Origin of the sequence: Winogradskyella sp. ECml5-4, from assembly GCF_036903175.1 — a bacterium.
GTDB lineage: Bacteria > Bacteroidota > Bacteroidia > Flavobacteriales > Flavobacteriaceae > Winogradskyella > Winogradskyella damuponensis.
Window position 1 is genome coordinate 245667 of sequence record NZ_JAYJLF010000008.1, and the last position, 15076, is coordinate 260742.

Consider the following 15076-nt stretch of genomic DNA (forward strand, 5'->3'; position numbering starts at 1 on the left):
AATGATGAAAAATATCAAATCAACAAATACAATTAAATTATTAGCCTTACTTTTTGTTTCAAGTTTAGCATTTGTAGGCTGCTCTAGTGACGACGATGGACACCATGACGATCATGATCATGAAGAAGAACTTATCACTACAGTACGCTATACACTTACTAATGGTACAGATATTGTTACTTTAGAGTTTCAAGATTTAGACGGAGAAGGTGGTGCAGATGGAACTTATGATGTGTCTGGTCCATTAACAGCAAACACAACATATACAGGTGCCATCAAACTATTAAATGAAACCGAAAATCCTGCTGATGATATTACCTTAGAAGTTGAAGACGAAGGCGATGATCATGAGTTCTTTTACACAACTACAATTTCAGACATTACAATTAGTAAAAATGATATAGATGAAGATGGTAATCCTATTGGAATAGCAACAACATTTGTTACTGGCGATGCCGGAACAGGTTCATTGACTATAGAATTAATTCACGAACCAACAAAACCAAACGATGGAACCTCTATAAATGCTGGTGGTAGTACAGATGTAGAAGTAACATTTCCAATACAAGTTCAATAATCTTATTTTGTAATACAGTTAAAGAAAGCACTCATTTTGAGTGCTTTTTTTATGTTTTATTTTCAATTTTCTCTCTTTTAAAAACATAAGTGTAAAACCACATTAATGTAAATGTTGGTATCACATCAAAGCCTGGCAGCGCTTCTTCTACTAAGGTAATAAGTCCTGCTACCTTACCTGCCTTGCCGGCATATAATTTAGTCATTAACCAACCCGAAACTGGAGCCCAAACGATATCTGAAAATTCTCCGACACCTGGAATTATAAATGAGACCAAACCTAAACCATCAAGGAGAATGCCTATTATTAATTTTTTGTATTTATTCATATATTCTATTAGTTACTAGTTAATTTAAAGCAATAATTATTCCAAATAATATATGAATATCATTTTCTAATACTAAACGGTAAGTGGCTTACGCACTTTATATTTAACGTTTAATTAAGAGCTTTGCTTAATTTGAGAACTTAGCTTTGTGGCGATACAGATGTAATAACCGCTAAATAATGACATCTGTATTCTAAACGACTAAACCAATTATGACCGCTCGCTCTTTAACGCTTTTGCTTACATTTTTATGTTATGTACAAATCAGTATAGCTCAAGATAAAAAAGTATTACATATTCAACGTACAGCAATAGCACCAAAAATAGACGGCATTTTAGACGATACTATTTGGAAAAATACTGAAACGGCTACTGGTTTTATTTCTAACAGACCCGAAATTGGTAAAAAAGCTCCACATAACGAACGTACAGAAGTAAAGATGACGTTTGATGATAAAGCCATCTATGTTGCAGCTTACCTATATGATGATCCTACTAAAATAATGAATCAACTCACTAGTAGAGATAATTTTGGACAAACCGACTACTTTATACTTGTTCTAAACCCCAATAACGATGCTCAAAATGATACTTCCTTTTATGTTTTTAGTTCTGGCCAGCAAGCAGATGCTATAGTTAATCCAACTATTGGAGAGGATTTTGGTTGGAATGGTGTTTGGAATAGTGCTGTTAAAATGATGGACGACGGTTGGGTTGTAGAAATGAAAATCCCATATAGAACATTACGTTTTGCAGATCAAGAAGAACCGACTTGGGGAGTTCAATTTCATAGAGAATTTAGACGATCTAGATCGCGATTTACTTGGAATCCCATTGATCCCACCCAAGGTAATTCAGGATTATATCATGGTGAAATAAAAGGCCTTAAAGCTATAGAACCACCTGTTAGGTTAAACCTCTACCCTTTTACTACAGGTATCGTTAATAGTTTTGATGGAGAAACTAATACCGACTTAAAATTTGGAATGGATGTTAAATACGGACTCACAGATAATTTTACCTTAGACGCAACATTGGTCCCCGATTTTAGCCAAGCAGGATTTGATAATGTCGTTTTAAACCTTGGTCCTTTTGAACAAACCTTCTCTGAACAACGTCAATTTTTTACAGAAGGTGTCGATTTATTTTCTAAAGGAGGTTTATTCTTTTCTAGACGTATTGGAAATAAACCAAGCGGTAAAATTGTTCTTAACGAAAATGAAGAAGCTAACACACCAAATGACGTTAAAGTTTTAAATGCCGTAAAAGTGTCTGGTAGAACAAAAAATGGTCTTGGTATAGGCTTTTTTAATGCTATTACAGAAAAAACCACAGCTACCATAAAAAATACACTAACTAACGAAAAACGCAAAACCGTAGTTGAACCGTTTGCTAATTACAATATTTTAGTTGTAGACCAACAATTTAACGGCAACTCTTCTGTTAGTTTAATTAATACTAATGTACTTAGAGAAGGTCATTTTAGAGATGCTAATGCAACAGCTTTAGTTGCTAACCTAATTAATAAACGCAATACCTATAGTGTAGCGTCCGATTTACGAATGAGCAATGTAAACTACCAAAACTCTAGTAACGAAACAGGCTTTAGTAGTTATTTAAAACTGGCTAAAATTCATGGTAATTTACGCTATAGTGTAGAACACAGTTTTGCAGACACTAAATTTAATATTAACGACCTTGGACTTCTATTAAGAAATAATTACAACACATTTAGTTCTGATATATCGTACCAAACCTTTGAGCCTAGCGGAAGTTTAAATAATTATAGCATCAATGCCTTTTTTAATTATAATAAATTAGTAGATCCTAATGTATATGCGCAGTCTAATTTTGGCATCACATATCAAGCTACAACAAATAAATTAGATGGTTTTGGTTTTAGATTAAACATAGAACCAGGCAGACAGAACGATTACTTTGAATCTAGAGATGGCAGACCATTTATCTATGAAAATTTTGTAAGCACTGGCGGATGGATTTCATCAAATTACAACCGAAGATTTGCCCTAGATTTAAGCGCCAACATTGGTACTTTATTTGAAAATGGCAGAGACTTATTTACTTATGATTTTGATTTTAAACCACGCCTTAGAGTTAACAATAAACTCTTACTTATTTACGAACTGAGTTACGACTTTGCTAACGGTGATCGTGGTTATGCAACAGAAGCAGATGAACAAACTATTTTTGGAGAACGAAACAGGCAAATTGTAACCAATAGTATTTCTGCTAACTACGCCTTCAATCCTTTTAACTCTTTAGTACTTAGCTTTAGACATTATTGGGATACTGTAAATTACGACAACGATTTATTTACCCTTTTAGATACTGGTCATTTAACAACTGCTTCTGGTTATACATTAGGTAATATTGAAGAATCTCCAAATATTAATTTTAGTACTTGGAACATCGATTTAAATTACTCTTGGCAATTTGCACCTGGAAGTTTTTTAACCGCTTTATACAGAAACCAATTGTTTAACGCTAATTCTATTGCCCAAAATAATTATTCTGAAAGCTTAAACAATCTTTTTGAACAACCTATACAACACACGTTTTCATTACGTCTTCAATATTTTATTGATTTTAATGGCATTAAATCTGTATTTAATAAAAACAAATCTGCATCTTAATTTTGTGGATTAATGCATTAAGTATTATTTTCACCTCTTATGAGCAATATCGTAATTTCAGCAAAACAAATTAAGAAAGCCTATAAAGATCTTCAGGTCTTAAAAGGTGTTGACCTAACCATTTTAGAAAGCGAAATCATATCCATAGTTGGAGCTTCTGGCGCTGGTAAAACAACCTTACTTCAAATTTTAGGTACTTTAGATAAACCAGATTATACATCTGAAACGGAACTCATTATTAACAACCAATCTATAAAGTCTTTAAACGATAAAGCTTTAGCTAAATTTAGAAATAAGAATATTGGTTTTATATTTCAGTTTCATCAATTATTACCTGAGTTTTCGGCTTTAGAAAATGTATGTATTCCTGCTTTTATTAATAACACACCTAAAGCTGAAGCAGAAAATCGTGCAAAAGAATTATTAGACTATTTAGGACTTAGCGAACGCATTCATCACAAACCCAATAGCATGTCTGGTGGCGAACAACAACGTGTAGCTGTTGCTAGAGCTTTAATTAACAGACCAAATATTATTTTTGCTGATGAACCTTCAGGAAATTTAGATAGCGAATCTGCAGACCAACTTCATAACTTGTTTTTTAAACTTAGAGATGAATTTAATCAGACGTTTGTTATTGTTACGCATAACCAAGAATTAGCAGAAATGGCAGACCGAAAGCTAACTATGGTTGATGGGAAAATTGTTAATGAATAATAAAAACACTAGCTCTTTTTTAACATTCTTAAAGTAAAACCTCCTAACAACAACATCACAACACCTATAATTCCCCAAAGCCAATAACTATTTTCAAATAATGGCTTTACTTTTTCTTGTTTAGGTTTTACAATTAATTCCTCTGCTCCTATTGTTAACGTTTTTAAATCTTTTGGTACTTTGGTTTCAAACCTATTAATATCATAGACTGGCTGGCTAGCAGAAGGATTTCCATAAACCAACATATAATCTGCAGGCTCTGTAAATCTTCCTATCATTTGAAATTCATAACCTTTTACAGAAACACCAGCAATTGATAGTGGTTGATTATTATCATTATAAATGGTTACTCTTAAATGCTTAGCAATTATATTAGGAAGTTTAAACAGATTAGCCTCTAAAGAGTTTAATGTACCACTAGCTACTGTTTTATAATCATATTTCCACCCTTTTTCAATTTTTACACTGTCTCTTCTATATTCAATTTTTACAGGTCTGTAATAATCAAATGTATTGCTAACATCAATGTTTAATTGACTTAATGCAACAGGTTGCTTTAGTTCTAAATTTACAATAGTTGCTTTCTGCTCTTTATCATCTATTGTTTCTAACTTTTTTATGCTATAATTAATAGAAGTACCTTCAGTAGTTTCGTATTTAGAAAGTTGTGCAGAATTTAATTGTGGCTGCTCATCATGCTTTACAATAAGTCTATAAAAACGAAATTTAGAATTTGGAAATTCTAGCTTTGTAAATTTAAAGTTTGTCGATTTATTTTTAATAGACATAATTCTATAATCTTCTAGTATAGTAAACCATTCTTGCTGATTTTGACTGCCTTGCAACTCTACTTTCCAATCAAAATTATGCTCATTAAAATCTAAACTAATTTGATTGATGACCACTTCTGAATGCAACTGAAATGTAAAATAATAGCCTTTATCGCCTTTGGTTTTATTAATAATATCAAAAGAACTGGATCTATGCGTTATTCTCTCTGACAATACTTTAAGATAATAAGGAGCTTCAATAGTGTCATTTTTAGTAACTCCATAAATTCTAAGATCTGAAAAATCTGATTTCAAACTTCCAAAAACAGCTTCTGGTATAATTAATTGATGCCATTCGTTAGTAACCTCATTAAGAGCTCGTTTATAATTATACGTTTCCATTTGAGCCGAACAAAAAGTTGTAAATCCAATAAATAACCCTATAAATAACTTATTCGTTAACGTCATCTGTAATCTGGTTTTTGTATTTGTTATATAAAAATGAAATAATTAAAAGTAGTACACCTAGCGACACAAATACTATAGTTTTTGAAATGGTATTAAGATGTACAATATCGTAAAAGAAGAGTTTTATTAAAGTAATTCCAAAGAAAGCCATACCTCCAATTCGCAAATAAATTTTATTTTTCCAAATTCCAAAAGCAATTAATAAAAACGAATAGACTCCCCAAAGTATACTCAAGCCTAGTTTATATGATTGAGTAGATTCAAACATATTCATCCAATGAATAAGCTCACTACTTAACACCCAAATAAGAGACACATGAAGTATAATATCGTATGCCATTTTATAGCCTTTGGTTATACCCTCACGCTTTATAAACCTATAACATGTATATAATGCTAAGGCCAAGAATATAAACGACACATATCTAATCCATAAATAAAAACTGTTTTGCGCAAAATATTCTGAAGGATTTAAATAACTTTCTCTTAAGTCACTTAATGCTAATAAACCTTGTGTTAAGAAAACAAATATACTCACCACTGTTAAGCCTAAAATGATTTTCTCTAATATTTTATTTTTTATAAGCTTAAAATTAATAAAAGCTAACAACGCTACAAATACTAAAGAATAATTGAGAATCCAGATGGTCTTAAAATCTCTTAAATCATAATTAAAGATGGGCTCTTTATAATTACCCTCAGTAGCAATCAATAAATCTGTAGTATGATATAATTGATCCCAATACATTTCAATTTCTAACCTAAAGGCATAATAAGCACTAAACACCAATATTGAAGGAATCACATAAGACAACAAACGGTACCAAATTGAAGTTGGTTTTAATGCAGAAGTATATTCCTTATTTATAGATAACCAAACAATAACTCCAAATGCTGAAACAAATAGCAACGATGTTAAAAAATGAATATTAAAAATTGAGGTCACTTTATTTTCTATGTCAATTCCATAAAATGAATCATACGCATAAGACCAATCTTGTAGAATACTTAAAAATGCTAGAAACATTAATGGATACGATAATTTTTCGTAAACCTTAATACCTTTTGTTCTTCCTAACCAAAATAGTAAGGCTGCTTCACTTACCCATAAAAGTGTTACCCAATTGCCATTTAACTGAACCGGAATTGTAATTGTAATAAATACTAAAACCATTGCAGAAGCTAAATAAAACAAGTTTTTATCTCCCAGTTTTTTCTTGTAAAATATGACACTAACAATAAAATGAATAACAGCATTACCAAGTGTAAACACCCCTAAAAGTTGTGAGCCAATGCTATTACGTTCTAGAATAGCATAGCCAAATCCAAAAAACAAAAAGGAATTAAACAGTAACAATACAACATCACTCTTTTTAAAGACCTCTCTTTTAAACATCTTATAGGCTAAAAATGTGATGTAGAAAATAACAAAAAATAAGCTCAGAAAAACTAAAGCTAAACTAAACTGTTCGTCTTCGTAATATTCAAAAAAGAACCAAGTCCCGAAAATTAGCCATGTAAATATAAAGGCTGAATAGTATAATGATTTCCAATATTTCTTAAATGAAAGCACTAATATGCCAATATTAATTATAGCCATATAACTAAACAGAATTTCAACTTGCCCAGAACCATCACTCAATAAAAATGGAACTGCATATGCACCAACTAAACCAATATGTGCAATCACTTGTTTATTGTAACTTGTAGCTGCAACAACTGTAAATGCGGTAAAAACCACCATGAGCGCAAACGTAAATAGTTGCGGAATAAGATCATAAAAGCTATAAGCAAAAAAGGTGATAAAATACAAAATAACGATAGAACCACTTACCAAAACTGCGCTGTAAGATTCGTATTTCTTTTTAAGTTTTATTCCAAAAGCAAGTAAACCAATAGCTGTTAGGTAACCTAAAACAATTCGTGTTAGCGGACTTATTAAATCATTTTCAATGGAGTATTTTGCACCAATAGCAACACCAATAATTGTGATAATAATTCCTATTTTATTCAGAATGTTTTCACCTATAAACTTTTCTAAACTCGATTTTGATTTTGGTGTATCATAAGAAACTTTTGGTGCTTCTTGTTCAATAAATTCTGTTGTATGTTTTGTTTCTAAAACAGAATCTGATTCTAACACCAAAGGCTTATCAACCTCATTATCAACATCAATATCAAGTTTAATATCAGGTTCTAATTCTACCGCTTTCTCAACTTCAATTTGTTTTTCTGTAGTTGCATCAGATTTTAAGCGATACAATTCTTCTTTAAGACTATTAATCTCGGAAGAAAACTCAGCTTGCTTTTTAAAAAGCAATTCTAATTTTTCAATTAGCTTATTAATAAGGTCCTGATTTGTTGCCATATACTATTGATTTGAATATCTTCTCAAGTAAAAAAGACTAGGCTAAAATAGTTTTAAAAAACTGAACGGTCAACTTTGTGCATTGAAGTTCTGTTTTTACCATATTATATAGTTGTCATATATTACTTGTGCTTCATCCATAAAACCTACTCCTTTTCTTTTTAAAGATATTGAACGTAGCTAGACTAAAATCAACATTTATTTCCCCTTCTTACACAACACTCATTAAATTGAAAACAATGGAGAGTTATATTTTTAATGATGATTTAGGATATCATAAGACCATTAAAATAGAATTGATAAAATGTTTTATAAGCAAAAAACTTATTAACTATTTAAATAAAAAGCTGTTCAAATAAAACCATACATTATATCCTATAAAACTCACAAAACCTTTAATTTTGTAATGCAATAAATACAATACACATGAATTACAGAATAGAAAAAGACACCATGGGCGAGGTAAAAGTGCCTGCAGACAAACTTTGGGGAGCACAAACAGAACGTTCTCGCAACAACTTTAAAATTGGAGCATCTGCATCTATGCCTTTAGAAATAGTACATGGCTTTGCTTATTTAAAAAAAGCAGCGGCATATACAAACTGTGAGCTAGAAGTATTATCTAAAGAAAAGCGTGATTTAATTGCTCAAGTTTGTGATGAAATTTTAGACAACAAGCACAACGATCAGTTTCCTTTAGTTATTTGGCAAACAGGTTCTGGTACACAAAGCAACATGAATGTTAATGAAGTTATTGCTAACAGAGCACATCAAATTGTTGGAAAAGTTATTGGTGAAGGCGAGAAAACAATTCAGCCTAACGATGATGTAAACAAATCGCAATCCTCTAACGATACCTTTCCAACAGGAATGCATATTGCCGCCTACAAGAAAGTGGTAGAAACTACAATTCCAGGAGTGATTCAATTACGTAATACACTACATAAAAAAGCTCAAGAATTTAAAACGGTTGTAAAGATTGGTCGTACACACCTAATGGATGCAACACCTTTAACTTTAGGACAAGAGTTTTCTGGTTATGTATCGCAATTAGACCATGGTCTTAAAGCTTTGGAAGCTACTTTGGCACACCTTAGCGAATTAGCATTAGGCGGTACAGCAGTAGGAACAGGACTAAACACACCAGAAGGATACGATGTTTTAGTTGCTAAATACATTGCCGAATTTACAGGTTTACCTTTTGTAACAGCAGACAATAAATTTGAGGCTTTAGCGGCACATGATGCCATTGTAGAAACTCATGGAGCGTTAAAATTACTAGCCGTTTCATTAAATAAAATAGCCAATGATATTAGAATGATGGCTTCTGGTCCTCGTTCTGGAATTGGTGAAATTATAATTCCGGCAAACGAACCAGGAAGTTCTATTATGCCAGGAAAAGTAAACCCAACACAATGCGAAGCCTTAACAATGGTTTGTGCCCAAGTTATGGGTAACGATGTTGCTATTTCTGTTGGTGGTACACAAGGACATTATGAACTAAATGTGTTTAAACCAATGATGGCTGCAAATATTTTACAATCTGCACAATTAATTGGAGATGCTTGTGTGAGTTTTGAGGAGCACTGTGCTAGCGGCATTCAACCCAACCACCAAGTCATTAAAGAATTATTAAACAACTCCTTAATGCTAGTTACGGCTTTAAATACAAAAATTGGCTATTACAAAGCTGCTGAAATTGCAAATACAGCACATAAAAACGGAACTACATTAAAAGAGGAAGCTGTAAATTTAGGTTACGTTTCTGCCGAAGATTATGACGAATGGGTAAAACCAGAAAATATGGTAGGAAGCCTAAAATAACGTTAAAGTGTAAATTATTATCGACAAAATACATCTGCTGCGAAATAATTTATATATTAGCACAAACTAAAATTATTATGAAAACAAAACTACTAGGCTTACTATCAGCATTTTGTATTACTATAACCGCAAATGCTCAAACTGATTGGGCACCAAAAACAACAATTGATAATGCTACTGGAGACACTCCTTACGCCATTGACTCAGGTCTAATGGATAATGATGGTAACATCGATATTTTAATAGGTACAGAAGCCGATAACATAATAGTATGGTATAAAGGTAACGGTGACGGTACGTTTTCAAAACAAGCTGAAATTACCAACACACTAGTAAATCTTGGAAGTATTAAATTAGCTGACCTAAACAATGACACTCATATGGATATTTTGGCTGCTGGGTATGGAAACTATACAGGTTCTATAGGCTCTGATTCAAAAATTGTTTGGTTTCAAGGAGATGGTACTGGATCTTTTGGTGCAGAGCAACTGATAACCGATGCTTATGATGGCATGAGTGGTATCTTTGTTGGTAATATTGATGCAGGAACAACTCCTGATATTGCTCTAACGTCTAATGCTGATAACCAAGTCGTATGGCTTTCTAATGATGGATCTGGCAACTTTACAGTTGGTGGCACAATAGATAACACATTGTCGGGACCTGGAGTTGTTAATATGAAAGATATTGATAACGATGGAGATTTAGATGCTTTAATAGGAACAACAAATTACGCTGGAGATGTTTTAGAAATTTTTAGAAACGACTTAATTCCAGGAGGTGCAGTTGCATTTACAAAAGATGCCACATCTGTTGCTACTGGAAAAGCAGGCCTTTTTTATGTCTCTTTTGAAGATTTAGACGGAGATGCAAACTTAGATATCTTAGCTACTGAGATTTCTTATGGAAGTGGCCCTACTGGTCATTTATACTGGTACGAAGATAATGGTGCTGGTTTTACTGAAACAACATTTACGACCTCTACAAACAACCCTTCAATGGCTCAAGCTAAAGATTTAGATAATGACGGATTAGTTGATATTATATTAAGTAGTGGTGCGCTAGGAGATGTTATTGATTTGGTGTGGTTTAAAAATAATGGTGATGGCACTTTTGGTCCTGAACAAATTATAAACGATACACAATCTCAAGTTTATGTATTTACTGTTGCAGATTTTGATGGTGATTTGGATTTAGACATTGCAAGTAATGCTTATGGTGCAGACAATCTAAATTATATTGAAAACCTTTATGAAACATTAAGTATTGCAGATTTTGATGCAACTTCAATAAAGATTTTTCCTAATCCTACAAAGGATGTTTTAACCTTTGAAGGTATTAATGAAACTATTAAAATTTCAGTTTTTGATGTTTTAGGAAAGCAAGTATTAGAACAAACATTAAATTATGGAGAAACACTTAACGTATCTCAATTAGTGAGTGGTCTATACACCATTAAGTTTAATAATAAATTTGCTTCAAAATTCATAAAGGAATAAAAAATCATCTTTGTAAAATCTAAAAACGCTAGTAAATTACGACTAGCGTTTTTTTTTGTTCAAAAAAATAGCAATCTTTACAAAAATACCAATCCATATGTCTATCCTAATTATCAACATTAAACAATTATTACAAGTTCACGACTCTAACGTTACTATTGTAAAAGGTGATGCTATGAAAAATTTACCTATTATAGAAAATGCGTATGTCTATATAAACCACGATACTATTATTGAATATGGTAAAATGGAAGACTACAGGCCTATTGAAGCAGATACTGTTATAGATGCCACAGGAAAAATTGTGCTACCATCTTGGTGCGATTCTCATACCCATGTTGTCTACGCAGGTGATAGAACGTCTGAATTTGTAGATAGAATTAACGGATTGTCTTATGCTGAAATAGCTAACAAAGGTGGAGGAATTCTAAATTCTGCAAAGAAACTTCAAGACACTTCTGAAGACGATTTATTTGAACAATCAATAAAGCGATTAAATGAACTTATAGCCATGGGTTCTGGTGCTGTAGAAATTAAAACAGGCTATGGTTTAACCACTGAAGCTGAACTGAAAATGCTACGTGTTATTAAACGAATTAAACAAGAAAGCTTAGCCAAAATTATACCTACACTATTAGCTGCACATGCTATTCCTGAAGAATTCAAATCTAAAAAACAAGACTATATTAAATACATCACAGAAGAGTTAATCCCACAAGCTGCTAAACTAAATATTACACATTATGTCGATGTATTTTGTGAAGAAGGTTATTTTGACATTAAAGACACTGAAGCTATTTTAGAAGCTGGAAAAAAACACAATTTAAGACCAAAAATACACGTCAATCAATTTAATATTTTAGGCGGCATAGCACTTGGAGTTAAACATAATGCACTTTCTGTAGATCATTTAGAAGAATTAAACGATGACGATATTGAAGCTTTAAAAGGAAGTGATACCATTTCAGTTGCTTTACCTGGTTGCTCCTACTTTATAAGCATTCCTTATACACCAGCTAGAAAAATTATTGACGCAGGTTTACCATTAGCCATTGCTACAGATTACAATCCTGGCACGGCTCCTAGTGGAAACATGAACTTTGTTGTTAGTGCTGCTTGTGTAAAACTAAAGCTAACTCCTGAAGAAGCAATAAATGCAGCAACTATAAATGGTGCTTATGCTATGGGAATTAGTAATATGTACGGCAGTATCACAAGAGGAAAAAAGGCAAATCTTATTATTACAAAACCTATGAATCATTATAGCGAAATACCTTATGCTTTCGCGCACAATCCTATAGAACAGGTCATCATAAACGGTCAATTGTTGTAACAAAAAAAATCCAAAAGCGTACTTTTGGATTTTCTTACTATTAATTAATCAATATTCATCTCTTACTTCATTGTAAACTCTGAAGAGGAAATTAATTCTTTATCGTTAAATACATTAATCTTATAACGTCCTTTTTCAAACTTGGAGTCTTCTAATTCATTGATGTATTCACAAATATTTAAATTTCTATTCTCGTAGTTAAATCTACTAATTAAGCTGTAGTTTAACACTTGATCTTCAAACTCAATTTGGTCGTTAGAACCTAATACATTATTTTTTGGATCAATTACTTGTATATACAATTCCTTGTCTCCAGCCTCAGCTAAGGTGTTTTTAGCGACTGTAAAACATACTTTAAGTTTATCACTTCTACTCGCTCGTTCAGTTGGAATTTGCTTTCCGCTTCTTCTTTCTATCACTCCCAATCCTACTAGACCTACTGTTTGCAATGCTGCAGCATCTCTAACAACTGTAGCTAATTCTGTGTTTTGTACCAAAAGAGAATCTGTAAACATCGTACGTTCGGCTAATTGAACATTTGTACTATCTAACGATGTTGCTAAATACTCATTTTCAACTTTTAAACGGTCATTTTCAGTTAACAAAATATCCATTTCCTCCTGTAAGGCTAGATATTTCTTTTTGTACCTCCATAAGCTACCAACACTATTTTGAGAAATTTTTAAAGAATCCATTAAACCTTGAATACGCTCTCTAGCAGCAATGATTTCTTCATTTTTTATTTCACTTTCAGCAATCGCTTCATCATAATCTTTAGCCATATTACTAAGATCATTCATTACTTGTTGCTTTTCGCTAACTAATAATTTTTCGTTCTCTTGCTTTTCATTGTAAAGCTTAGATGTATAAAATGCAGTACCTAAGAATAATACCGCAAGTATAACTAAGCCAACTTTTAATCCTGTGTTTGATTTTTGTGCACCTTCCATAAACTGTTTGGTTTTAAGTATTGTTAAATCTAATTTTTTTTAATTGTTAATTTGAGATCAAAGTAATTAAATAAATCTGTACTTTTATTCTAATATATTAATTTTTACCCAAATGGAACATCTTACCCTATTTACAGAAAAAGAACAACAACTGTTTTTAAAGAAACGTACAGGTGAAACAAAATTTGGAGAACATGTTCAGTTAACTACTAACCTCACTAACATATACGATGATATTGTTAATTTAGATGTTGACTTTGTTTTATTTGGAATAAAAGAAGATATAGGCGTTTACGGAAACCTCGGACAAACAGGTACTTATAAGGCTTGGGAAGCCACTCTAAAAGTTTTGTTAAATGTCCAGAGTAATAGTTTTACACAAGCAAAACGTGTTTTAATATTAGGACATTTAGAGTATTCTGACAAACGTGAAGAACTACTAACATTAAATACCTCTAAAAAGAAAAATCTAAATAAAATCCGAAAATACACAGAAACCATTGATAAAGATGTGACCCATATCGTTTCTTCAATTATTAAAGCTGGGAAAATTCCGATAATAATAGGTGGAGGTCACAACAATGCTTATGGAAATATAAAAGGTTCTGCTTTAGCAAATAACGAAAGAGTCAATGTGATTAATTTTGATGCACATTCCGATTTTAGAGCAGAAGAAGGGAGACATAGTGGTAACGGTTTTAGCTATGCTTATGCTGAAGGATTCTTAAAAAATTATTTTGTATTTGGTCTTCACGAAAACTATACTTCTGATACCTTACTCAAAACCATGAAGAAAGTAAAATCTATTAAATATAATACTTACGAAGCTATTGAAGTTAGAAAAGATCTCGATTTTAATTCAGAAATGAAAAATGCATTAACTCATGTTTCTGAAAAACCTTTTGGTATTGAAATAGATTGTGATGCCATAAAAAACATACCTAGTAGTGCTATGACTCCCAGCGGATTTAGTGTAAAAAAAGCAAGACGATTTGTTAATTACTTTGGTAAGCATGAAAATGCTACATATTTACATATCTGTGAAGCGGCACCTACTCAAAAAACAGAAACTAAAGTTGGCAAATTAATAACTTACCTAATTACAGATTTTATTAGAGCTCATGGAAATTAAAATTATAGATTTTCATGCCAAGTATACCCAAAACTTCTACGATTTAAATATTGAATGGTTAAAAGCCTTCTTTTATGTTGAAGCTTATGATGAGGACGTTTTAAGTCAACCAAAAAAACACATCATTAGTAAAGGTGGTTTTATTTTCTTCGCTATAAAAAATGACAACGTTGTTGGAACTGTTGCTTTAATGCCAACTGAGGAAACAGGCCTTTTAGAATTAACTAAAATGGCTATATGTCCAGAACAACGCGGTAAAAAAATTGGGCAACGTCTATTACAGCACTGTATTGATTTTGGAAAAGCACAACATCTAAACGGGCTACTACTCTACTCTAGCAAAAAATTAGAAAACGCTATTTATTTATATCGAAAATATGGATTTGAAGAATTACAATTAGAACGTAATTCGCCTTATGTTCGTTCCGATATTAAGATGTTATTAAAGTTATAAGA

General features: G+C 32.0%; 12 protein-coding genes. 8 read left to right on the forward strand and 4 right to left on the reverse strand.

The genetic code is table 11. The features are described from left to right. Window position 1 precedes the first annotated feature (1 nt). Entirely contained in the window at window positions 2-577 is a 576-nt protein-coding gene (locus tag VDP25_RS09950; RefSeq protein ID WP_334469327.1) for a type 1 periplasmic binding fold superfamily protein, read from the forward strand. Window positions 578-626: 49 nt separating this feature from the next. Here VDP25_RS09950 and VDP25_RS09955 read toward each other — a convergent pair whose 3' ends face one another. Further along, a complete protein-coding gene (locus tag VDP25_RS09955; RefSeq protein ID WP_215925764.1) occupies window positions 627-905 on the reverse strand; it encodes a hypothetical protein in 279 nt (92 codons plus the stop codon). A 212-nt stretch (window positions 906-1117) separates the two neighbouring features. Between VDP25_RS09955 and VDP25_RS09960 the strand changes: the two genes are divergently transcribed. Together VDP25_RS09960 and VDP25_RS09965 are read left to right on the forward strand one after the other, a co-directional pair. After that, window positions 1118-3559 carry a DUF5916 domain-containing protein gene (locus VDP25_RS09960; protein WP_334469329.1) on the forward strand — a complete coding sequence of 814 codons (2442 nt, stop codon included), beginning with the start codon at window positions 1118-1120 and terminating at the stop codon, window positions 3557-3559. Between the two features lie 39 nt (window positions 3560-3598). Continuing rightward, on the forward strand, window positions 3599-4276 hold the full coding sequence (locus tag VDP25_RS09965; RefSeq protein WP_334469330.1) for an ABC transporter ATP-binding protein: 678 nt from the start codon (window positions 3599-3601) through the stop codon (window positions 4274-4276). Window positions 4277-4284: 8 nt separating this feature from the next. Here the strand turns inward: VDP25_RS09965 and VDP25_RS09970 are convergent, their stop codons facing one another. Next, a complete protein-coding gene (locus tag VDP25_RS09970) occupies window positions 4285-5514 on the reverse strand; it encodes a DUF3999 family protein (RefSeq protein ID WP_334469332.1) in 1230 nt (409 codons plus the stop codon). Beyond that, the gene (locus tag VDP25_RS09975; RefSeq protein ID WP_334469334.1) at window positions 5498-7882 is read right to left on the reverse strand and encodes a DUF2339 domain-containing protein; all 2385 of its coding nucleotides are present in this window, start codon (window positions 7880-7882) and stop codon (window positions 5498-5500) included. Before VDP25_RS09975 ends, VDP25_RS09970 begins: the two co-directional genes overlap by 17 nt. 426 nt (window positions 7883-8308) lie before the next feature. On the opposite strand from VDP25_RS09975, the gene fumC reads away from it, so the two are divergent. The 3 genes from fumC to hutI all read left to right on the forward strand — a co-directional run bounded on the left by fumC (window position 8309) and on the right by hutI (window position 12538). Further along, window positions 8309-9706, forward strand: a complete 1398-nt coding sequence (gene fumC / locus VDP25_RS09980) for a class II fumarate hydratase (RefSeq protein WP_334469336.1) — start codon at window positions 8309-8311, stop codon at window positions 9704-9706. 77 nt (window positions 9707-9783) lie between these two features. Further along, entirely contained in the window at window positions 9784-11205 is a 1422-nt protein-coding gene (locus tag VDP25_RS09985) for a T9SS type A sorting domain-containing protein (RefSeq protein WP_334469338.1), read from the forward strand. A 97-nt stretch (window positions 11206-11302) separates the two neighbouring features. After that, on the forward strand, window positions 11303-12538 hold the full coding sequence (hutI, locus tag VDP25_RS09990; protein ID WP_334469340.1) for an imidazolonepropionase: 1236 nt from the start codon (window positions 11303-11305) through the stop codon (window positions 12536-12538). Window positions 12539-12600: 62 nt separating this feature from the next. On the opposite strand, the gene VDP25_RS09995 is transcribed toward hutI, so the two are convergent. Further along, entirely contained in the window at window positions 12601-13488 is an 888-nt protein-coding gene (locus VDP25_RS09995; RefSeq protein ID WP_215925772.1) for a chromosome partitioning protein ParA, read from the reverse strand. 112 nt (window positions 13489-13600) lie between these two features. Here VDP25_RS09995 and VDP25_RS10000 point away from each other — a divergent pair, with 112 nt between their 5' ends. Both VDP25_RS10000 and VDP25_RS10005 read left to right on the forward strand, forming a co-directional pair. Further along, window positions 13601-14620 carry a formimidoylglutamase gene (locus VDP25_RS10000; RefSeq protein WP_334469343.1) on the forward strand — a complete coding sequence of 340 codons (1020 nt, stop codon included), beginning with the start codon at window positions 13601-13603 and terminating at the stop codon, window positions 14618-14620. Next, window positions 14610-15074, forward strand: coding sequence for a GNAT family N-acetyltransferase (locus tag VDP25_RS10005; protein ID WP_334469345.1), 465 nt, complete (start codon window positions 14610-14612; stop codon window positions 15072-15074). Before VDP25_RS10000 ends, VDP25_RS10005 begins: the two co-directional genes overlap by 11 nt. The last annotated feature ends 2 nt before the right edge of the window (window positions 15075-15076 follow it).